Source organism: Stenotrophomonas genospecies 5 (assembly GCF_054473825.1).
The window spans coordinates 1,860,027-1,880,995 of the sequence record NZ_JBTMUW010000001.1 but is presented as its reverse complement, the minus strand read 5'-3'; the positions used below and the strand labels follow the sequence as shown (position 1 = coordinate 1,880,995).

The following is a 20,969-nucleotide window of genomic DNA, read 5'->3' as shown; positions in this document are numbered from 1 at the left end:
GCATGGGTAGGAAGGCATGGCGTGCGCGCGCGGCAGCGTGCGCACTGGGCATGGCGATCGCGCTGGCGCTGCCTGCCGCGGCGATGGCGGACGTACCACCGGCGGACGATGTGGACGCATCGGCCCACGCGCCTGGCATGGGCATGGTCACCTTCAACCTGCACCACGACCGCGAGGACTGGCCCAGGCGGCGTCGTACGATCCTGGCAGAACTCAAGCGCCTGCAACCTGATGCCATCGCGCTGCAGGAAGTGATCCAGCGGCGCAACGTGCGCAACCAGGCGCAATGGCTCGCCAGCCAGCTGGGCTACCGATACGTGTTCGTGTCCACCGATCCGGTCGGCGCGCCCAAGCGCTACGGCAACGCACTGTTGACGCGACAGCCGATCCTCGCCCAGGGCGAGCACCTGCTGCTGCCGCTGGACGACTACCGCACCGTGGCGCACCTGCGCATCGAGGTGGAGGGCCGGCCAGTCAACCTCTATGCAACCCATCTCAATGAGCGCAGCGATGAAAGCGGCAAGCGCATCCGGCGGACGCAGGTGGAAGATCTGCTGCGCTTCATCGCCGCAACGTCGGATGGCGCGCCGGTGGTGATCGCAGGCGACTTCAACGCACTGGTCGATGCGGGTGACCTGAGCGAGCTGCGCAGCCACTATGGCGACAGCTATGGCAGCGTGCATGTGAACACCGACCTGGCGGCTGTCAGCACCCTCAACCGGCATTACTACCAGGCGCCCTCGCGGATCGATCACATCTTCTTCCAGCAGGATCAGCTGGTTGCACGGGAGGCCAGGCTTCTGTTCGACCAGCCGGATGACAGCGGCCGCTGGGCTTCGGATCATTACGGCGTCTGGACGCGATTGCAGTTCGCGCCGAAACCCTGAAGAACGACCCAGCAGCCTATCCCGGTCGGCACGATACAGCCGGATGCACAAACAGAAACGGCGGGGATCATCGATCCCCGCCGTTCTGCTGTCACCCGATCAACGAGCGGTCAGTTGGCCGGCGGCGTGCGCTTGGCGGCCTCGTCGTCCTCTTCGTCAGCCTTGGCTTCGGCCGCCTGGGCGGCAGCATCGGCATGGCCATCCGCGACCGGGTCGAGGGTCGGCGTCACGACGGCATCGGCGACCGGCGCAGGGGCGTCCACCGGCGGGGCTTCCACGGCTACTGGTGCGACCGGGGCTTCGGCAACCACGACAGGTTCGACGGCCGGCTTCACTTCAACCACCGGGGCAGCCTCAACGGCCACCGGCGCGGTATCAGGCACGGGCGCTGCCTCAACAGCCGCCGGCTTCGATTCCACGACGGGTGCAGGCTCGACCACGACCGGCTTCACGTCCACCACAGGGGCCGCTTCGGCCACGACCGGCGTTGCTTCGATCACCGGTGCGGCGTCCGCCGACGGGGTTGCCGCCGCCACGGGCTGTGCGGGTGTCGCGGCGTCGATGGCGTCGAGCATGCTGGTCTGCACCGGCGATGGCGCCGGTTCTGCCTTGGCAGCGGTCTCGACCGGTGCCGGAGGCGCGGCGGTCACCGGCGCGGCGGCTTCAACCACGTCGCTGCTGACTACGGCGGCCGGTGCGGCGGCGACAGCGGCCGCAACGCGGGCCGGCTTCTCGCCTTCGACGATGGACGGCTCGGCGTCGTCATCGAAGTCGAACTCCGGCTGCGAGCGGGCGGGCTGCGTGGCTGCAACCGGTGCTGACCCGGCAGCGTGGTCGACACGCGGCTCGGCGCTGTCGGTGCTGTCGGCGTCATCGCCTTCGTCACCGTCATCCTGGTCTTCGCCCAGCGGATCGGTGCCGGCCGCATTCTCGGCGCCACCACGGCGGCGGCGGCGGCCACCACGACGACCACGACGACGGCGGGTCGCGCCTTCGCCGGCCTGCTCGCCCGTGGTGTCGGCAGGTGCCTCTTCGCCCGTCACGGCAGTGGCGTCACCTTCAACGGCGGTGACAGGCGCGACTTCGGCCAGCGCCGCGGTTTCGACCGGCGGCTGTGCGGCCACCGCCGCGACCGGCGCCGTAGCCTCCCGCGCGGTCACCGCAGCAGCGGTGATGGCACTGGCCGCCACCGCAGCGGACGCCGTCGCCGTGTCGGTCTGAGCTTCTGCGGCACCTCGCTGCGGCTTCTCGGCCGGCTTGTCGCCGTCCTGCTGCGGACGTGGCTGCTTCGGCTGCTTGAGCTTCGGCTGCTGCTGCGGGTTCTGGCCCTGCTGCTCGTTGCGCGGCTTGTTCTGCTGCTGCGGCTGCTGGCCGTCCTTCTGCTTGCCCTGCGGCTGGCCGTTGCCGTTCGGGTTGCCATTGCCGCCCTGACGACCGTCCTTGCGCTGTTCGCCGCGATCCTTGCGGTTGCCGCCCTCCTTCTGCTGCTGCGCATTGCCGTTGCCGCGATTGTCGTCGCGACGGTCCTTGCGGTCCTTGTTGCGGTCCTTGTTGCGCTCCCTGCGGCCACCGTCCTGCTGCGGCTGGCGGGCGGCCGGCGGCGCCGGGGCGGGTGCCGGCTCACCACCGAACACGCGCTTGATCCAACCGATCACGCCACCGCCGGTCGACGGGGCGGCGGGCGCAGCCACCACCGGCGCGGGTGCCGCTGCAGCCGGCTCCACTTCCTCACGCACCGGGGCGGGGGAGGTGTGCTTGACCTGGGTCACCACCGGCGGCGGGATGTTCAGCTGGCCCTTGGTGAGGGCGTGCACAGGCAGCTTGCGCGGAGTGCCACGCTGGTAGCTCGGACGGCTGCTTTCCTCGCCCAGTTCGTTCTCACGCAGGCGGGTGACCGTGTAGTGCGGGGTATGCAGCTGCTCGTCGGCGACGATCACGATCGGCGCTTCATGGCGCTGTTCGATTTCGCGCAGCGCGCTGCGCTTCTCGTTCAGCAGGTAATTGGCGATCTCCACCGGCGCCTGCACCAGCACCTGCCCGGTGTTCTCCTTCATCGCGTGCTCTTCGGCCACGCGGATGATCGACAGCGACAGCGACTCGACGCTGCGCATGCGGCCGTGGCCATCACAGCGCGGGCAGACGATCTGGCTCGATTCGCCCAGGCTCGGGCGCAGGCGCTGGCGGCTCATTTCCAGCAGGCCGAAGCGCGAGATGCGGCCGACCTGCACGCGTGCGCGGTCGTACTTCAGCGCGTTGGCCAGGCGGTTCTCGACCTCGCGCTGATGCTTGTTGGAGGACATGTCGATGAAGTCGATCACCACCAGGCCGCCCAGATCGCGCAGGCGCAGCTGGCGGGCCACTTCCTCGGCCGCTTCCAGATTGGTCTGGAAGGCGGTGTCCTCGATGTCGCTGCCCTTGGTCGCGCGCGAGGAGTTCACGTCGACGGCGGTCAGTGCTTCGGTCTGGTCGACCACGATCGAGCCGCCCGAAGGCAGGCGCACGTTGCGCTCGTAGGCGCCTTCGATCTGCGATTCGATCTGGAAGCGGTTGAACAGCGGGATGTCGTCCTTGTAATGCTTGAGCTTGCGCAGGGTCTGCGGCATCACCTGCTGCATGAACTCCCTGGCGTGCTCGTACATCTCCTCGGTGTCCACCAAGATCTCGCCGATGTCGGCGCGCAGGTAGTCACGCAGGGCGCGCACGATCAGGCGCGATTCCTGGTAGATCAGGAACGGGGCCGGCTTGCTCAGCGCCGCCTCGGCGATCGCCCGCCAGACGCTGAGCAGGTAGTCCAGATCCCACTGCAGCTCTTCCGCATCGCGGCCGACGCCGGCGGTACGGATGATCACGCCCATGTCGTCGGGAATGTTCAGCTTGTCCAGTGCGTCCTTCAGGGCAGCCCGGTCTTCGCCCTCGATGCGGCGCGAGACGCCGCCGGCACTTGGCGAGTTCGGCATCAGCACCATGTAGCGGCCGGCCAGGGAGATGAACGTGGTCAGGGCGGCGCCCTTGTTGCCACGCTCTTCCTTGTCGACCTGGACCACCACTTCCTGGCCTTCCTTGAGCAGCTCGCGGATGCCGGCCTTGTTGTGGTCGACACCGGCCTGGAAGTAGTCGCGGGAGATTTCCTTCAGCGGCAGGAAGCCATGGCGGCCACCGCCATATTCGACGAAGGCGGCTTCCAGCGAGGGCTCGATGCGGAAGATCCGGCCCTTGTAGATGTTGGACTTCTTCTGTTCCTTCGACGGCTGCTCGATGTCGATGTCATACAACGACTGGCCATCCACGATGGCAACACGCAGCTCTTCAGCCTGCGTGGCGTTGATCAGCATTCGCTTCATTGTTGCGTTCCTCGCAAGCGGCTACCGCGCGGAACGCCATGGGGTTTCGCCTCTGGATACGGCTCGCCCCCCATTCGCGCAAGCGCGGGGAGGGGGGCTTGGGTTTCCAGCGCTACGACACCACGGCAGGCCGCGGGAGCGCTTCACTCATATGGTTTTTGGGGTGTTGCAGGGCCGCAGGCAGCTGTCAGCCAGGCTGGAGCGCCACGCGGGACATGTTCAGCACGGTTGCGTGTCAGGCATCCGGCGATGGCCGGGAAGGCCGGTGAGCCGCTAACATGGCCGCCCCGCGGGCGGTGGTCGCGCACTGTGCCGGATTCGTCGGAAGCTGGGCTTCTGGCCCTGAGTAACTTCCAACGAAATCAATCCCTTATCTCGCCCCCCGAGTGTAACAGAATAAACAGCCTGATGACCGCCCAAGACTCCACCAAGCCAGCTGGCGACAAGCCATCCGTGCGCATGATCACCGTTCCCGCCGACCGCGCCGGCCAGCGCCTGGATAATTTTCTGCTCGGCCAGCTGAAAGGGGCCCCGCGCAGCCTGGTCTACAAGCTGGTGCGCAGCGGGCAGGTGCGGGTCAATGGCGGCCGCGCCAAGGCCGAGCGCAAGCTGGAGGCGGGCGACGAGGTGCGGGTGCCGCCGGTTCGTCTCACCGAGGAGGGAGACAAGGCTGGCCCTCCCGAGTCGTTCATGCGCCGTCTGGAACAGGCCATCGTCTTCGAGGACGCACGGCTGCTGGCGCTGAACAAACCCTCGGGCGTGGCCAGTCATGGCGGCAGCGGGATCAGCTTCGGCGCCATCGAGACCCTGCGCGCCCTGCGCCCGGGCCAGACGCTGGAACTGGTGCACCGTCTCGACCGCGATACGTCGGGCCTGCTGGTGGTGGCCAAGAAGCGCTCGGCGCTGAGCGAGCTGCAGGCGCTGCTGCGTGAAGACCATGGCGCCGGCATCCGCAAGCGTTACCTGACCCTGCTGACCGGACGCATGCCCGACGGGGTGATGACGGTGGACGCGCCGCTGCACGTGGGCCTGCGCCAGCGCGGTGAGCGACATGTCCAAGTCAATGCGATCGGCAAGGAATCGATCAGTCATTTCCGCGTGCTGGAGCGGCGTGGGGGCCATTCCTATTGCGAGGTGCGCATCGAGACCGGCCGGACCCATCAGATCCGGGTGCACGCCCAGCATCTGGGGCATGCGGTGGCCGGTGACGACAAGTACGGCGATCCTGCAGTGAACAAGCGGCTTCGTGAGCAGATCGGCCTGAAGCGGTTGTTCCTGCACGCGGCCTCGCTGGAGTTCGCGCTGGACGACGGCAAGACTCCCTACGTGCTGAACGCTCCGCTGGCGGATGAGTTGGTCGAGGCGCTGGACCGCCTGCGCTGACGGCGATTCGGCGGCGCCGGGCGCTTGGTCGGCACCGTCGCTTCCCTGCGATGAGTGGGCTTGTCACTTTCTTTGCTCGTGCAAAGAAAGTAGCCAAAGAAACACGCCGCCATCCGCGCCGGCGCTGCGCGCCGGTGCCCTGCGCTCCTCGGCTCGCTACAAGGCGGACCTGACAGCCGCAGCGTAGACCCATACCCGCACGCAGCCCTTGTAGAGTCGAGCCACGCTCGACTGACGCGCGCAGCGCGGGCTTCGCTTTTTCATTCTTTCATCGCGCGGCTGGCACGCGCCTATAGCCTGTCAGAGCCTAGTCCAACCCCGGGAACTCGCTCCGCCAGCCGCGAGGGGGCTCAGCCCGTTGGTCGCAACCCGCTCACCACTTGAACAGCACCAGGCTGACCGCCAGCGTTCCCATGCCTGCAACCAGGCCGTACACCGTTTCGTGACCCTTGGCGTAGCGCTTGGCCGCCGGCAGCAGTTCATCCAGGGCCAGGAACACCATCACGCCGGCGATCAGGCCGAACACCCAGCCGAACGTGGCGTGCGACAGCGATCCGGACAGCAGCCAGTAGCCCAGCATGGCCCCCACCGGCTCGGCCAGGCCCGACAGCAGGCTGGCACCGAACGCATAGAGCTTGTTCTGGGTGGCGAAGTACACCGGGACCGCGATTGCGATGCCCTCGGGAATGTTGTGGATGGCGATGGCGAAGGCCAGCGGCATGCCCACCGACGGGCTTTCCAGCGTAGCGAAGAAGGTCGCCAGCCCTTCCGGGAAATTGTGTGCGGTGATCGCCACCGAGGTCAGCAGCGCGACCCGCTTCAGGTACTCGCGGCTGTTCTCGCGGAACGCAGGGTCCTGCTTGTCCAGGCTGTCGTGCGGATTGGGAATGAAGTGATCGATCAGCACGATAACGATCACACCGGCCAGGAACGCCAGCGTGCCGTAGGTGAAGCCGGTGCGCTCGCCATAGGCCAGGGCGAACGACGCGATGGACTTGTTGAGGATCTCCGACAGCGACACGTAGACCATCGCGCCGCCGGCGAAGGCCAGGCCGAACGCCAGCAGGCGCGGGTTGGGGCGGCGCGAGAACAGCACCAGCAGGCTGCCGATGGCGGTCGCCAGGCCGGCCGCGAGGGTGACCGCCAGCGCGATCCAGATGTTTTCGGGGGGGATCTGCAGCATGTACCGACGCGGTCCTGGTCAACAGACAACCGCCCCGGGCACTGCCGGGGCGGCAAGGGCGAGGCGGGCGTCGGCTGGCCTCGTCATGGTGCGCGGTCAGCCGCCGCGGCGCAGGCGCTCTTCCACCGCGAAACACTGGTCCGGCTTCGGCTGCGGCGGGTTGAAGCTGACCGGCACCTGGATGGTGGCGGGCACGGCCTGGCCATTGCGGGTGGCGGCCTTGAACTGCCAGCCCTGCACGGCATTCCTGGCCAGCTCATCCAGCTGCGGGTTGCCCGCGCCGCTCAGCAGGGTCACTTCGCTGGGCTTGCCGTCGGTGCCGATGGTCACCTTGAAGGTGCTGGTGCCGCCTGTACCGGTACAGGCCAGCTCGAGCGGGTACTGCGGTGGCGGCGTCTTCACCGCAGCCACCTCGGTCGGCGGCGGCACGGGCGGCGACGGCTCGGAGGCGCCACAGCCGGCGAGGCCGGTCACAGCGATCAGGGACAGGCTCAGCACTCGCACATTCATGGCAGTTGCTCCGTGAGGGCCGATGTCTTGGCCGCGCAGATGAAGTCGTTCTCGCTCAGGCCGCCGACGTCGTGGGTCGAATAGCGCACCACGGCGCGGTCGTAGTGCACGCCCAGGTCCGGGTGGTGATCCTCGTGGTGGGCGATCCAGGCCAGTGCATTCACAAAGGCCATGGTGGCGTAGTAGTCCTTGAAGCGGAAGGTGCGCAGCAGCGCCTGGCCGCCCTCGGCCAGTTCCCAGCCGGGAATCTGCGGCAGCAGCTCGGCCAGGCGGGCCTCGCCCAGCTTGTGGTCGCTGCCTTTGCGCGGCACGCAACGGGCCTGGGCCAGTGGAATCAGGTCGGCCATGGGAATCTCCACCTCGTGTTGACTGAACAATGCGCCGGACGGTGTATAAACCGAATGAGCGGTTGACACTTACTTGGCTAGAATAGCCTGATGATCCAGATCTCCGACACTGCCCAGACCCATTTCCGCAAGCTGATCGAACGCGAGGGCGCGCCCGGCATGGGCGTACGCCTGAGCGCGGTTGATCCCGGCACTCCGCGTGCCGATGCGCGGCTGGAATTCGCCGAACCCTCGGACCTGCACGGCGACGAGTGGGCCGTGGACTGCGACGGGTTCACCCTGTATGTCGACGCCGGCAGCGTCGGCTGGCTCGATGGCGCGGAGATCGACATCGTGGCCGGCGCGGCAGGTGCCCAGCAGTTGACCATCAAGGCGCCGCGCATCAAGGGCGAAGCGCCCGGGGAGGCCGCTTCGCTGGTCGAGCGTGTGCACTGGGTGGTGGAGAATGAAATCAATCCACAGCTCGCCTCCCATGGCGGCAAGGTCGCAGTGCAGGAAGTCTCGGCCGAGGGCGTGGTGCTGCTGCGTTTCGGTGGTGGCTGCCAGGGCTGTGGCATGGCCGATGTGACCCTCAAGCAGGGCATCGAAAAGACCTTGATGGGCCGGGTGCCCGGCGTGACCGCAGTGCGCGACGCGACCGACCACGACAGCGGCCACGCACCGTACATCCCGCGCGGCAACGCCGCCTGATCGCCGACGCGTGCCTCTGCCCAGAGCCGAGCAACTCATCGACCTGCTGCTGGCGCGCCAGCAGCAACCGATCATCCTGGAGAAGAACACGCGCCTGCCTTATGGCTGGGCGCTGTGGCTGCGCTCGCTGAGCCCGTTGCCACGCCCGTTCCATGCCCGCGAGGTGATCGCGGTGCTGCTGCCCAGGCCTCTGCCGGGACGCCCCGGGACGCTGCCGGCGCTGCCCCGCTGGCAGGCGCTGCGGCGCCTGTTGTGGCAGGACTGGGAGCCGGCGCCGCGTGACCAGCGCTGGATGCGCTGGACGTCGGCCGTCGCCAGTGCATTGCTGCACCTGCTGTTCTTCCTGCTGCTGCTGTGGGTGGCGGTGATCCGCACCTCGGTGCCCGCCGAGCAGGGATCCGACGGTGAGCGCGTGCAGATCGAGTTTGTCGGCCGCGCCAGCCAGGAGGGCGGAGGCGACCAGCCCGGCGCCGAATCGGCTGCAGCAGCTGCAGCCGGCCGCACGGCTGCAGGAGACGCGGCAGGATCGGCAACTGCGCCGCAGCCGCGACCGGTCGCGGCGCGCCCGCAGCCATCCCCTGCTGCGGCCCCCGCTGCCGCCAGTACGCCTCCGCAAGCCATGCCGACCGAGCCGGCCCCACCGGCCACGCCGCCGCCTTCGCCGGTCCAGGCGACCGACGTGGCGCAGGCCACGACCGATTTCGTGGTGCCGCCGGTCAGCGTGCCGCGCACCGAAGTGAGCATCGTGCCGCGCGACACAACGCCCAGCGTACGCGAGCGCAGCGTGCAGCCGCTGGAGGCGCCGCCCACACCGCAAGCGCTGCGCACACCGGATGTGCAGGTGAGGGTGCCGCAGATCCGCCAGCCGCAGGTGCAGGAACGTGAGGTGGCCATCGTGGAGACACCCGTTGTGGCTCCGGCGGTGCGCGCAGCGGAAGTACCGATCCGCGTTCCGCAGCAGGATGTGCAGGTGCGCGAACGCGAAGTGCAGGCGGTTGTCGATCCGCAGGTGCGGATGGCGCCGATCGCAGGCCGTGAGCCTGCAGTACGGGCGCCCGCGGGCCGCGACGTGCAGGTGCGCGAACGTGAGGTGGCGTCTGCACCGGTCGCTTCGCCTGCGCCTTCCAGTGGCAGTGCCGCAACCTCCGCCCCCGCAGCCCAGGGCAGCGCGGCTGCGGTGAGCAGTCCCGCGGCGCGCCCATCAGCCGCCGCCACGACACCGGCACAGGCCGGTGCCCGCCCGACGCCGACCCCGGGCAACTGGGCTACGCCGGCCCGGGGCGACGACTGGGGGGCCTCGGATCGCACTCGTGATGGCGCCCGCAGCGGCGCCGCGCAGGCGAGCAGCGCGGGCCGGGGCAACGGCCTGTTCAACGCCGACGGCAGCGTGCGTGTACCGGGGCAGGACGGCCCCGGCAATGCGGAGCGTGGCGCTCCCGGGGGGGACAACGACGGCTGGAGCAAGGAACGCATCGCCCAGTCGGGGACATGGCTGAGGCGACCGCCCTACGACTACACGCCCACCTCGTTCGACAAATACTGGGTGCCGCAGGAGTCGCTGCTGGCCGAGTGGGTGCGCAAGGGCGTCAAGGCGATGGAGATTCCGCTTCCCGGCACCAGCACCCGGATTTCCTGCGTCATCTCCATTCTGCAGGCGGGTGGCGGCTGCGGCCTGACCGACCCGAACATGCAGGACCAGCCGGCCGTGGCCCGGCCGCCGCCGGATATCCCGTTCAAGAAGGAACTGCAGGAAGACAATGGGAGCCGCTAGCGGCTCCCATTGTCCACGCATGTTTCCTTATCCCCGCGCCGTTGGCGCGCCCCCTTTGAACAACAAGGGGGCTCTTCGCCGGAACCATTGCGGGCGGCCGGCCTTGGTCGGCGTCGCCCCTTTACTCGCTCTGTGACAGGAACACCCAGAACGGCACGTCGCGGCCGACCCGATCCCGGCTGGCTTCGTCCAGCACGTCGAGCAGGGTGTCGAAATCCTTGGCTGCGCCAGCGCGCAGCGCGTCGACATCCGCCAGGAACAGCGCATAACCGCTGGCCGGCAGCCACTGCAGGTCGCGAAGATTGTCCGACAGGGCATCCCAGTTGCCGCCGAAACCGGCCGGGAAGTCCAGCTGCGCGGACAGCCGCGCCAGCAGGGTGCGCTTGTCGGTCACGCCCTCCAGATCGATGCGGATCACCTTCAGGCCGGCATCGCGCATGGCAGCGGCAAGCGCGCCGATGTCCGCGCTGTCGATGGCATACACGCCGGCGTTGTTGATGTCGTGCAGGCCGAGGCCGAAATCATCGTGGCTCATCGAGCGTCTCCGGGGGATGGAACGGTGAAGCTGCGGAATGAGCCGTAATGGTCATCGGTGTAGTACCACGCCTCTGCTGGATCGCCGCCCGTGACGATGCGGCGTGCCCCCCGGTTGCCCGCACCGGGGGTGTCGACCGTGTACTCGCGGTAGTAGCCACGCGGCCGCTGCGGCAGGCGCTGCTCGCGGTTGCCGAAGGTGCTGCCATCCTGGCGGTGCGGGAAGGGCCCGCCCCGCTGGATCAGGGTGATGGTCTGGCGTGCTTCGGCGGGAAGGAAGGCGGGCAGGCCGTTGCGTGCGCCATCGCCGTGTGCCGGGGTGGGGGCAGTCCGGGCCGGGGCGCCCTGCAGGTCCGGCGCGAACTGCGGTGCCGGCGGCCGCTGCATGACGTGGTTGACGACCAGGCCGAGCAGCAGCAGGGCGATGGCAGTGATCAGCAGCCGGGGGTTGCGCATGGGCACGAACGGGTGAGGGTGGTGCATGCACTGTAGCGCCTGTGCGCTGCACGCTGCATGAGGAACCGCCGCGTCACCGCTGCGTAACAATTGCCGGCATGCTCACCGGCAGGACGCAATTTCCTTTACATCCCCCTTGGTAATCTAGTGGTCTGTCCCCATCATTCACCGCGCTACACCCGACACCGTCGGGTGCCCTCGCAATCAGGAGATGCATCATGGCCTATACCCTGCCCAAGCTGTCCTACGCCTACGACGCGCTGGAGCCGCATATCGACGCGGCGACGATGGAGATCCATCACACCAAGCATCACCAGACCTACATCAACAACGTCAACGCGGCGCTGGAAGGTACCGAGTACGCTGACCTGCCGGTGGAAGAGCTGGTGAAGAAGCTGAAGTCGCTGCCGGAGAACCTGCAGGGCCCGGTGCGCAACAACGGCGGTGGCCATGCCAACCACTCGCTGTTCTGGACGGTGATGGCGCCGAACGCGGGCGGCAACCCGGTGGGCGACGTGGCCAAGGCCATCGACAAGGACCTGGGCGGTTTCGACAAGTTCAAGGACGCCTTCACCAAGGCGGCGCTGACCCGCTTCGGCAGCGGCTGGGCATGGTTGAGCGTCACCCCCGACAAGAAGGTCGTGGTGGAAAGCACCGGCAACCAGGACAGCCCGCTGATGGAAGGCAACACGCCCATCCTCGGTCTGGACGTGTGGGAGCACGCGTACTACCTGAAGTACCAGAACCGTCGTCCGGAATACATCGGCGCGTTCTTCAACGTCATCGACTGGAACGAAGTCGAGCGCCGTTACCAGGACGCGATCGCCTGAAGGCGGTGACGGGATGACATGAGAAGGCCGGGGGAGACCCCGGCCTTTTTGTTTGCCAGCTTCTGGACGTCGGGCGGGACCTGGTGGGTGCCGACCTTGGTCGGCACCCACCGGGGCCGAGGGCGGGCCTATTCCGCGGTGGCCGTATCGCCCTGCAGGCGCAGGGTGGCCATCATCCCCAGGCGCAGTCCAGGCAGCTCGCCGTCGGCCGGCAGCAGGATGGGCTGCTGGCGGATGCCGCCGAAATGCTTGACCTGGAACAGCACATCCAGACCGTGACCGCTGGCGCCGCCGGCACCGGAGGCTGACGCTTCCGCCCGGCCGCCCGGGCTGCGCCGGGCCGGCTGGAAGCCCGGCGTAGCGCGCACCAGTTCCACCGTGCCGGCGGAAAAATCGCCTGCGATCACACTGGGCAGGCCTTCTGCGGTCGCGCTGATCCAGGCCATGAGATCGCTGGTCTGGTGCTGGCGGGCCGCCGCTTCATCCGGCTCCGGGCGCAGGCGGGTCACGTAGACATTGACCAGGGCCTCGCCCAGCCGCAGCCGCATCATGCCCGCCGCGCTGAACGTACCGGGCGGGTGCAGCAGGGTCACGCCATCCTCGCTGACCGGCAGCCGCGTCAGCATCGCATTGCCGTGCCGCAGCGGCTGGCTGGGCGGGTCAGCCGTGACGAAGTCGCAGCTGTAGCGCAGCCGGTTGGCCAGCCAGCAGGCCGGGTTGCGCCCCTGCTGCTGCCGTACCTGCTGCACCGAGATGACGTCCGGCTGCAGCTCGGTCAACAGCTGCGCCACCTGTTCGCGGCGTTGCTTCCATTGCGCATCGTCCCGCCCGGGCAGTTCCAGGGCCGCCACGGTCAGCTGCCGGGCCTGCGCGTCGAGGGTCGCGGTGTCCGCGGCCTGCGGCCGCGCCGGTGCCGGCAATGCAAGCAGCAACAGGCAGCAGCCGAGCAGGGGGCGGACGAGGACGAGGGCGCGCATAACGATAAGTTTACGCTTTTGTCGTGCAGGTGCCGTGACTTCCGGCAGGGCACCGGTACCGCCTGCCATGGATCGGCGGCGCTGTCATGCAGCCCCGCAGCGTGCTTCCAGCCCGCAGGTTCCGGTAACCTTGCGGCTTTCGCTTTGCAGGAATGCCTTACAGGATGAGCCACGACGCAGTCGCCCCCATCGCCGGCCAGGGAAAGATGCCGCGCCAGATCCCGTACATCATCGGCAATGAGGCCTGCGAACGGTTCAGCTTCTACGGGATGCGCAACATCCTGGTGCAGTTCCTGATCACCTCGCTGCTGCTGCAGGAAATCACTGCGGAAGGCCGTGCCGGTGAAGCCAAGGACATCATGCACAGCTTCATGATCGGCGTGTACTTCTTCCCGCTGCTGGGCGGCTGGCTGGCCGACAGGTTCTTCGGCAAGTACCACACGATCCTCTGGTTCAGCCTGGTCTACTGCGCCGGCCACCTGTGCCTGGCGCTGTTCGAGAACAGCCGCCAGGGCTTCTTCCTCGGCCTGGGCCTGATCGCGCTGGGTGCCGGTGGCATCAAGCCGCTGGTGGCCTCGTTCATGGGAGACCAGTTCGACCAGAGCAACAAGCACCTGGCCAAGCTGGTGTTCGATGCCTTCTACTGGATCATCAACTTCGGCTCGCTGTTTGCGTCGCTGCTGATTCCGCTGGTGCTGAAGAACTGGGGCCCGCAGTGGGCGTTCGGCATTCCGGGCATCCTGATGTTCGTGGCGACCTTCGTGTTCTGGCTTGGCCGCAAGCGCTACGTACTGGTGCCGCTGCCGCCGAAGGACCCGCATTCGTTCGCCAACGTGGCGCGCACGGCGCTGACCGCGCGGGTGGCGGGCCAGGGCCGTCCGGGCCTGGCGATCGCCGTGGCCGGCCTGGTGCTGGCGGTGGCATCGTTCGGCCTGGTAGGCTCGTTGGGCATCGTGATCTGCCTGTGCCTTGCGCTGGTGGCGATTCTGGCTGGTGTCGGTGGCGGCACCTGGCTGCAGCTGGACCGCGCCCGCGCGCACCATCCGGCCGAAGCCGTGGAGGGCGTGCGTTCGGTGCTGCGCGTGCTGGTGATCTTCGCGTTGACCACGCCGTTCTTCTCGCTGTTTGACCAGAAGGCCTCGACCTGGGTGCTGCAGGGACAGCAGATGCAGATGCCGAGCTGGTTCACCGCCTCGCAGATGCAGGCGCTGAACCCGCTGCTGGTGATGATCCTCATCCCGTTCAACAACCTGGTGCTGTACCCGGCCCTGCGCCGCTTCGGCTTCGAGCCGACCGCGCTGCGCCGGATGACCGCCGGCATCGCCTTCAGCGGCCTGGCCTGGATCGTCGTCGGCAGCATCCAGGTGGTGATGGATGGCGGCAATGCCATGTCGATCTTCTGGCAGATCCTGCCGTACGCGCTGCTGACCTTCGGTGAGGTTCTGGTGTCCGCGACCGGCCTGGAGTTCGCTTACAGCCAGGCGCCCCAGGCGATGAAGGGGGTGGTGATGAGCTTCTGGAACCTGACCACCACCATCGGCAACCTGTGGGTGCTGCTGTCCAATGCGGCCGTACGCAACGAAACGGTGACCCACCAGATCGCCGGCACCGGCTTGAGCGAGGCGGCCTTCCTGATGTTCTTCTTCGCCGGCTTCGCCTTCATCGCGGCGTTGGCCTTCGGTTGGTACGCGAAACGCTATCGTATGGTCGACAACTACCGCGCTGCCTGAGCCTGACATGACCCCCGTCAATCTGCTGTTGATCGCCATCACCGCCATCCTGTCATGGAGGGCGTTCAACCACCGCGCGCTGGCCGACCGCCTGATCCTGTGGCCACCGGCCATCGACCGCCATCGCCAGTACGACCGGCTGGTGACCTATGGATTCATCCACGCGGACTGGTCGCACCTGATCTTCAACATGATCACCCTGTTCTTCTTCGGGGGATTCATCGAGAGCGTGATGGCGCAGCTGACCGGCAGCTACCTGACCTATCCGGCGTTCTACATCGGCGCGCTGGTGGTCTCGATCCTGCCGAGCTACCTGAAGAACCAGAAGAATCCGAACTACCTCAGCCTGGGGGCTTCGGGTGCGGTGTCGGCGGTGCTGTTCGCCTTCATCCTGATCAAGCCGTGGTCGATCATCCTGGTGTTCTTCATCCCCGCACCGGCCATCGTGTATGCCGCGTTCTATGTCGGCTACAGCATCTGGATGGACAAGCGCGGTGGCGACCGCATCAACCACAGCGCGCACCTGGCCGGCGCGGCATTCGGCGTGATCTTCATGCTGGCCATGCAGCCGAGCATCTTCACCCACTTCCTGCGCGAACTGTCCAACCCGACCTTCCGCCTGGGCGGCGGTTGAGGGACTGGGGTCGGATCCGCCGGATCCGACCCCGGGGCAGGGCCCCCGCTCGTGGTCAGGCCCGGGTCTGCTGGCCGTAGGTGTCCAGCAGGCGGGCGAAGACTTCCTCGCCGATGCGCTGGAAGGCCTGCTCGTCGGTCTGGCCTTCCACGGCGAGCTGGAGCAGGCCCTCCAGCAGGGCGCGGTCGGTATCGGAATGGGAATCGCTGGGGTGCATCGGGGGCCTCCACGGCAGTCGCACGGTCTACGGTCGCAAGGGCCGTGCCAGCGTGGCCGGACCCCTCCGCAGGCGATAGCGGCCGCGGGCGCTCCAGCTTTAGGGTCGCAAACTGACGTGGAGGGCCTGGACTTGCCCCTGTTCAGGCTTCACGCGATCATGGCGCCCGGCTGCGCACCATCCACGCAGTCGCCGCAGGAGACAGTCCCATGGCTTCGGTCACGCCCCCCGGTCTGGCCTACGAGGTCGATCATGACCAGGCCAACCATCGCTTCACTGCCCGTGTGCGTGGACAGGTGGCGGTGCTCGATTACCAGATCAAGCGCAGACGCATGGTCATCACCCACACCGAGGTGCCCGAGCCGATCGCCGGCCGGGGCATCGCCGGCGAGTTGACCCGGGTGGCGCTGCGGTTCGCGCGGGAGCAGAAGTACAAGGTCGTGCCGGCGTGTGCCTACGCCGAGGCATTCCTGCAGCGGCATGAGGAGTATCACGACCTTCTGGCGGGATGACGCCAGCGGGCTACGCTTAAGCCAGGGCGGGCGATGATGGATGAACATGAACAGGGGATCCCGATGAAGATTGGAAACAACCGGCTGCTGCGCGGAAGCGTGCTGGCCGGTGTGGCAGGCGTGCTGTTGCTGGCGGGCTGCCAGCGTGAAGCCGAAACCCCGGCACCGGTGGCCGACGCGGCGCCGGCGGTCGATGCCTCCGCCACGGGCGAGGCGCCCGCTGCGGAAGCACCGCTCGACCTGCGCGACGTGATCGAGAACAACGAACGCGAGGTGGTGGGCATCAGCTATCCGGCAGGCATCGACCGTTATCCGGGCCTGGCGCGTGCGCTCCAGGACTACGCCACCACGGCCCGCAGCGAGCTGCAGCAGGCGCTCGATGGGCTCGGCAACGACAAGCCGACCATGCCCTACGAACTCTCGCTGAGCTTCGAGAAGGTGCTGGAGACGCCGCAGCTGGTGGTGGTGAGTGCCGATGGCAGCCGTTACACCGGCGGCGCCCACGGCGAACCCCTGGTGGCACGTTTCGTCTGGCTGCCGGAGCAACAGCAGATGCTCAGCGCCGACAAGCTGGTGACCGACAGCAAGGGCTGGAAGGCGATCAGCGATTTCGTCGCGGACCAGCTGCGCGAGCGCGTGGCGACACGCCTCAGCGGCGAGGACATGGAGCCGGCCGAGCTGCAGGAGTCGCTGCGCAATGCATCGCGCATGATCGCCGATGGCACCGGCCCGCAGCCCGACAATTTCAGCCAGTTCCAGCCGCTGACCGACGACAAGGGGCAGATCACCGCGCTGCGCTTTGTTTTCCCGCCCTACCAGGTGGGTCCATACTCGGATGGAACGCAGACCGCCGATGTGCCGGCGGCGGTGCTGTTGCCGCACGTGGCCAAGGATTACGTGGAGCTGTTCGCACGCGGTTGAGCGCAGACGAGGAGGGGGCGTGGATACAGGGTTGCAGGAGCGGGTCAGCGGCCTGCTCCACGAAGCCGGGGTCCGCATTGGCGGCTCCCGGCCACAGGACATCCAGGTACATGATCCGAGGTTCTTCGCACGGGTCATGGCGCACGGTTCGCTCGGCCTGGGCGAGAGCTACATGGATGGTTGGTGGGACGCCAACGTCCTGGACGAATTCCTGGTCCACCTCATGCAGGCGCATCTGGACGAACGGGTGCACGGCTGGCGGGAAGTGGCCGACGCGCTGAAGGCGCGCCTGTTCAACCTGCAGGCCGGGCAGGGAAGCTACGAAGTCGGCCGTCGCCACTACGATCTGGGCAACGATCTGTACCAGGCGATGCTGGGTCGGCGCCTGGTGTACAGCTGTGGCTACTGGCGGCAGGCCGATGATCTGGACGCTGCACAGGAAGCCAAACTGGACCTGGTCTGCCGCAAGCTGGGATTGCGCCCGGGCCAGCGGGTGCTGGATATCGGCTGCGGTTGGGGTGAGGCCCTGAAGTTCGCTGCCGAACGCTATGGAGTCAGCGGGGTCGGTGTAACGATCTCGCAGGAGCAGGCGGAATTCGCGCGCGAGCTGTGCGCCGGTCTGCCGATCGAGATCCGCCTGCAGGACTACCGCGCGCTGGACGAACCCTTCGATGCGATCTTCTCGATCGGCATGTTCGAGCACGTCGGTGACAAGAACTACCGCAGTTTCTTCGAGGTGGCGCGGCGCTGCCTGTCGCCACGTGGCCTGCTGCTGCTGCACAGCATCGGGACCAACGTGTCGCGGCATCGTACCGATCCGTGGATCGCGCGCTACATCTTTCCCAACTCGATGCTGCCCTCGGCGGCGCAGATCAGCAGGGCGTTCGAGGGGCGGTTCGTGTTGGAGGACTGGCACAATTTCGGCACCGACTACGACCTGACCCTGCAGGCGTGGCGGCGCAACGTGGAAGCGGCGTGGCCGCGGCTGGATGCGCGCTATGACGAGCATTTCCGGCGGATGTGGCGCTTCTATCTGGCCGGTTCGATGGCGACCTTCCGTTGCCGGCACGCGCAGTTGTGGCAGCTGGTGCTTTCGCCGGAAGGTGTGCCGGGAGGCTATGTGGCGCCGCGATGAAGCCAGAGCGGGGGCAGATCCCTTTCGCAGAAAAGGGCTCTGACCCCAACCACAACGAAAAAACCGCCCGGTTTCCCGGGCGGTTCTGTTTTCAGCACAGCGTACCGGCGATCAGTTGCCGGTGCCGGTCAGGCCACGCTTCTCCAGCAGCGGTTCGATCTGCGGCTCGTGGCCGGCGAAATCGCGGAACAGCTGCATCGCGTCGACGCTGCCGCCACGCGACAGCAGGGTGGCGCGGAAGTGGTCGCCGTTCTTGCGGCTCAGGCCACCGTTCTCGCGGAACCACTTCTGGGTGTTGGCGTCCAGCACTTCCGACCAGATGTAGGCGTAGTAGCCGGCCGAGTAGCCGCCCATGATGTGGCTGAAGTACGGGGTCTTGTAACGCGGCGGAACCGGTGCGTAGTAGATGCCGTCCTTCTCCAGCGCGGCGCGCTCGAAGGCCATCACGTCCTTGGCGGCCGGCACCTGGTCCGGGCCGATCTGGTGCCAGCGCTGGTCCAGCATGGCCGCACCCAGGTACTCGGTGGTGGCGAAGCCCTGGTTGAACTTGGCCGCGGCGATCACCTTGTCCAGCAGTGCCTGCGGCATCGCCGTGCCGTTCTGGTAGTGCTTGGCGTAGTTCTTCAGGATGGCGCTGTCATCGGCCCACATCTCGTTGACCTGCGAGGGGAACTCGACGAAGTCACGCGGCACCGAGGTGCCCGAGAAGTACGGGTACTTCACGTTCGAGAACATGCCGTGCAGGGCGTGGCCGAATTCGTGGAAGGTGGTCGTCACCTCATCCCAGGTCAGCAGGGTCGGCTGGCCGGCCGGCGGCTTGGGGATGTTGAGGTGGTTGGCCACCACCGGCTTGAAGCCGGTCAGCTTCGACTGCGAGACATACGAGTTCATCCATGCGCCGCCGCGCTTGGAGGCACGGGCGTACGGGTCGAACAGGAAAATCGCCAGCTGGCTGCCGTCGGCGTCGAACACGTCGTAGACGGTGACATCATCGTGATAGACCGGCAGGTCGGTGCGCTGCTTGAAGGTGAGGCCGAATTCCTGGTTGGCGGCGAAGAACACGCCGTTCTCCAGCACGTTCTTCAGTTCGAAGTACGGCTTCAGCTGCGACTCGTCGAAGTTGTACTTGGCCTGACGCACCTTCTCGCTGTAGAAGGCCCAGTCCCACGGCTCCAGCGCGAACGTCGGCTTGCCCGCGGCCTTCTGCTCCTGGTCGATCATTGCCTGCAGGTCGGCCGCTTCGCGCTTGGCGTTGGCCACTGCGGCCGGGGCCAGCTTGCCCAGCATCGCGTTGACCGCCTCAGGGGTCTTGGCGGTCTGGTTGGTCAGGTTGTACGCAGCGAAGTTGGCAAAACCCATCAGCTTGGCCTTGTCGGCACGCAGCTGCATGATGCGCGAGACGATGGCGGTGTTGTCGAACTCGCCACCGCGGCTGCCACGGCTGACCGATGCTTCGTAGATCTTCTGGCGCAGGGCGCGGTTGGCCAGGTTGGTCAGGGGCGGCTGGCCGGTGGTGTTGAGCAGGGTGATCACATACTTGCCATCCAGGCCACGGGCCTTGGCGGCTTCGGCGGCGGCGGCGATCTGCTCCCTGGACAGACCATCCAGTTCCTTCACGTCATCAACGGTGATCGCCGAAGCGTTCACTTCCGACTGCACGTTCTGGCTGAAGCGGGTACCGAGGTTGGCCAGCTCGGCGTTCATTTCCTTCAGCTTCGCCTTGTCCGCGTCAGACAGCTTGGCGCCGGCGCGCACGTAGTTGTCATAGTACTTCTCGACCAGGCGCACGCCTTCGGCGTCCAGACCCAGCTGCGTGCGGGTGTCATACAGCGCCTGGATGCGCGCGAACAGCTTGCTGTTCAGGGCGATCGCATCGCTGTGCGCGGCGAACCTGGCCGAGTAGTCGGCCTGCAGCTTCTTGCGGGTGTCGTTGGTGTCCGCGCCGACCAGGGCGAAGAACACGGTGGTCGCGCGGTCAAGGATGTCACCGCTCTTTTCCAGGGCGATGATGGTGTTGTCGAAGGTCGGCTTGGCCTTGTTGTTGGCGATGGCCTCGATTTCCTTCAGCTGCTGCGCCATGCCGGCGTCGAAGGCCGGAGCGAAGTCGCTGTCCTTGATCTTGTCGAACTGCGGATAGTGCAGTGCCAGCGGGCTTTCGGCGAAGAACGGGTTGGCCTGCTGTGCGGTGGTGCTGGCAGCCGGGGTGGCGGCGCCGGCGGAATAGGCGGGCAGGGCAAGGCCGAGGGTCATGGCCACGGCAAGGGCAAGGCGGGTGGTCAAGGCGGTACTCCGGTAAGGCAGACAAGTGCCCGAGGTTAACCCGGGGTAATGGGATCGGGCTTGTGTCGAAAGGCATGGGCGGGGATACCATCGGAAGCCCCCATTGCGGAGATCTGCCATGACCACTGCGTTCGATTTCGGTTTCACCGACCTGGACGGCCAGCCGCAGGCCCTGGAGCAGTACCGCGGCAAGGCGCTGCTGCTGGTCAACGTGGCCAGCAAGTGCGGTTTCACCCCGCAGTACGAGGGACTGGAGGCGCTGTGGCGCGAGTACGGCCCGAAGGGCCTGGTGGTGATCGGCTTCCCCTGCGACCAGTTCGGCCACCAGGAACCGGGCAATGCCGAGGAGATCCGCAGCTTCTGTGCGCTGACCTATGCAGTGGACTTCCCGCTGTCGGAGAAGATCCAGGTCAACGGCGACGGTGCACACCCGCTGTGGAAGTGGCTGAAGTCCGAGAAGACCGGCCTGCTGGGGCTGAGCGCGATCAAATGGAACTTCAGCAAGTTCCTGGTCGGACGCGACGGGCAGGTGCTGAAACGCTACGCTCCGACCGACAAGCCGGAAAGCCTTCGCGGGGACATCGAGAAAGCGTTGCAGTCCCGGCAGTAAGGGCTGCCGCTTCCCGCGGCA

Annotated in this window: 20 protein-coding genes; 11 read left to right on the top strand and 9 right to left on the bottom strand. The window is 67.1% G+C overall.

Features of this window, described 5'->3' with window-relative positions:
- The first annotated feature begins 2 nt into the window (after window positions 1–2).
- A complete protein-coding gene (locus tag ACX9OW_RS08735; RefSeq protein ID WP_459062185.1) occupies window positions 3–887 on the top strand; it encodes an endonuclease/exonuclease/phosphatase family protein in 885 nt (294 codons plus the stop codon).
- 110 nt (window positions 888–997) lie between these two features.
- Here the strand turns inward: ACX9OW_RS08735 and rne are convergent, their stop codons facing one another.
- Window positions 998–4,228: a ribonuclease E gene (rne, locus tag ACX9OW_RS08730; protein ID WP_459062184.1), complete on the bottom strand. Its 3,231-nt coding sequence runs from the start codon at window positions 4,226–4,228 to the stop codon at window positions 998–1,000.
- Window positions 4,229–4,636: 408 nt separating this feature from the next.
- On the opposite strand from rne, the gene ACX9OW_RS08725 reads away from it, so the two are divergent.
- The gene (locus ACX9OW_RS08725) at window positions 4,637–5,611 is read left to right on the top strand and encodes an RluA family pseudouridine synthase (RefSeq protein ID WP_459062183.1); all 975 of its coding nucleotides are present in this window, start codon (window positions 4,637–4,639) and stop codon (window positions 5,609–5,611) included.
- Between the two features lie 373 nt (window positions 5,612–5,984).
- On the opposite strand, the gene zupT is transcribed toward ACX9OW_RS08725, so the two are convergent.
- The 3 genes from zupT to ACX9OW_RS08710 all read right to left on the bottom strand — a co-directional run bounded on the left by zupT (window position 5,985) and on the right by ACX9OW_RS08710 (window position 7,651).
- A complete protein-coding gene (gene zupT, locus ACX9OW_RS08720; protein WP_111186415.1) occupies window positions 5,985–6,794 on the bottom strand; it encodes a zinc transporter ZupT in 810 nt (269 codons plus the stop codon).
- 96 nt (window positions 6,795–6,890) lie between these two features.
- Window positions 6,891–7,304 carry an energy transducer TonB gene (locus ACX9OW_RS08715; protein ID WP_053516898.1) on the bottom strand — a complete coding sequence of 138 codons (414 nt, stop codon included), beginning with the start codon at window positions 7,302–7,304 and terminating at the stop codon, window positions 6,891–6,893.
- Window positions 7,301–7,651, bottom strand: a complete 351-nt coding sequence (locus ACX9OW_RS08710; RefSeq protein WP_053516899.1) for a 4a-hydroxytetrahydrobiopterin dehydratase — start codon at window positions 7,649–7,651, stop codon at window positions 7,301–7,303. Before ACX9OW_RS08710 ends, ACX9OW_RS08715 begins: the two co-directional genes overlap by 4 nt.
- A 90-nt stretch (window positions 7,652–7,741) precedes the next feature.
- Here ACX9OW_RS08710 and ACX9OW_RS08705 point away from each other — a divergent pair, with 90 nt between their 5' ends.
- Window positions 7,742–8,341, top strand: a complete 600-nt coding sequence (locus ACX9OW_RS08705) for an NfuA family Fe-S biogenesis protein (protein WP_065175480.1) — start codon at window positions 7,742–7,744, stop codon at window positions 8,339–8,341.
- 10 nt (window positions 8,342–8,351) lie between these two features.
- Window positions 8,352–10,112, top strand: a complete 1,761-nt coding sequence (locus ACX9OW_RS08700) for a hypothetical protein (RefSeq protein WP_459062182.1) — start codon at window positions 8,352–8,354, stop codon at window positions 10,110–10,112.
- Between the two features lie 121 nt (window positions 10,113–10,233).
- Here the strand turns inward: ACX9OW_RS08700 and ACX9OW_RS08695 are convergent, their stop codons facing one another.
- Window positions 10,234–10,647, bottom strand: a complete 414-nt coding sequence (locus ACX9OW_RS08695; protein WP_459062181.1) for a barstar family protein — start codon at window positions 10,645–10,647, stop codon at window positions 10,234–10,236.
- Entirely contained in the window at window positions 10,644–11,102 is a 459-nt protein-coding gene (locus tag ACX9OW_RS08690; protein WP_262100342.1) for a guanyl-specific ribonuclease, read from the bottom strand. Before ACX9OW_RS08690 ends, ACX9OW_RS08695 begins: the two co-directional genes overlap by 4 nt.
- 218 nt (window positions 11,103–11,320) lie before the next feature.
- On the opposite strand from ACX9OW_RS08690, the gene ACX9OW_RS08685 reads away from it, so the two are divergent.
- Complete coding sequence (locus tag ACX9OW_RS08685; RefSeq protein ID WP_049458515.1) at window positions 11,321–11,932, top strand: superoxide dismutase; 612 nt, start codon at window positions 11,321–11,323, stop codon at window positions 11,930–11,932.
- 128 nt (window positions 11,933–12,060) lie between these two features.
- On the opposite strand, the gene ACX9OW_RS08680 is transcribed toward ACX9OW_RS08685, so the two are convergent.
- Window positions 12,061–12,909, bottom strand: a complete 849-nt coding sequence (locus ACX9OW_RS08680) for an endonuclease/exonuclease/phosphatase family protein (RefSeq protein WP_053516904.1) — start codon at window positions 12,907–12,909, stop codon at window positions 12,061–12,063.
- Window positions 12,910–13,073: 164 nt separating this feature from the next.
- On the opposite strand from ACX9OW_RS08680, the gene ACX9OW_RS08675 reads away from it, so the two are divergent.
- Both ACX9OW_RS08675 and ACX9OW_RS08670 read left to right on the top strand, forming a co-directional pair.
- The gene (locus ACX9OW_RS08675) at window positions 13,074–14,639 is read left to right on the top strand and encodes a POT-type proton-dependent oligopeptide transporter (protein WP_053516906.1); all 1,566 of its coding nucleotides are present in this window, start codon (window positions 13,074–13,076) and stop codon (window positions 14,637–14,639) included.
- A 7-nt stretch (window positions 14,640–14,646) separates the two neighbouring features.
- Complete coding sequence (locus ACX9OW_RS08670) at window positions 14,647–15,273, top strand: rhomboid family intramembrane serine protease (protein WP_197600302.1); 627 nt, start codon at window positions 14,647–14,649, stop codon at window positions 15,271–15,273.
- A gap of 55 nt (window positions 15,274–15,328) precedes the next feature.
- Here ACX9OW_RS08670 and ACX9OW_RS08665 read toward each other — a convergent pair whose 3' ends face one another.
- The gene (locus ACX9OW_RS08665) at window positions 15,329–15,490 is read right to left on the bottom strand and encodes a hypothetical protein (protein ID WP_164972342.1); all 162 of its coding nucleotides are present in this window, start codon (window positions 15,488–15,490) and stop codon (window positions 15,329–15,331) included.
- A gap of 209 nt (window positions 15,491–15,699) precedes the next feature.
- Between ACX9OW_RS08665 and ACX9OW_RS08660 the strand changes: the two genes are divergently transcribed.
- The 3 genes from ACX9OW_RS08660 to cfa are packed head-to-tail and all read left to right on the top strand — an operon-like array spanning window position 15,700 to window position 18,058.
- Window positions 15,700–16,002 carry a GNAT family N-acetyltransferase gene (locus ACX9OW_RS08660; protein ID WP_053516908.1) on the top strand — a complete coding sequence of 101 codons (303 nt, stop codon included), beginning with the start codon at window positions 15,700–15,702 and terminating at the stop codon, window positions 16,000–16,002.
- 36 nt (window positions 16,003–16,038) lie between these two features.
- The gene (locus ACX9OW_RS08655; protein ID WP_065175544.1) at window positions 16,039–16,923 is read left to right on the top strand and encodes a DUF3298 and DUF4163 domain-containing protein; all 885 of its coding nucleotides are present in this window, start codon (window positions 16,039–16,041) and stop codon (window positions 16,921–16,923) included.
- A 19-nt stretch (window positions 16,924–16,942) separates the two neighbouring features.
- Entirely contained in the window at window positions 16,943–18,058 is a 1,116-nt protein-coding gene (gene cfa, locus ACX9OW_RS08650) for a cyclopropane fatty acyl phospholipid synthase (protein ID WP_065175474.1), read from the top strand.
- A 111-nt stretch (window positions 18,059–18,169) separates the two neighbouring features.
- Here cfa and ACX9OW_RS08645 read toward each other — a convergent pair whose 3' ends face one another.
- Window positions 18,170–20,338, bottom strand: a complete 2,169-nt coding sequence (locus ACX9OW_RS08645) for a M3 family metallopeptidase (RefSeq protein ID WP_053516910.1) — start codon at window positions 20,336–20,338, stop codon at window positions 18,170–18,172.
- Between the two features lie 118 nt (window positions 20,339–20,456).
- Between ACX9OW_RS08645 and ACX9OW_RS08640 the strand changes: the two genes are divergently transcribed.
- Entirely contained in the window at window positions 20,457–20,948 is a 492-nt protein-coding gene (locus tag ACX9OW_RS08640) for a glutathione peroxidase (protein WP_065181959.1), read from the top strand.
- Window positions 20,949–20,969 lie beyond the last annotated feature (21 nt).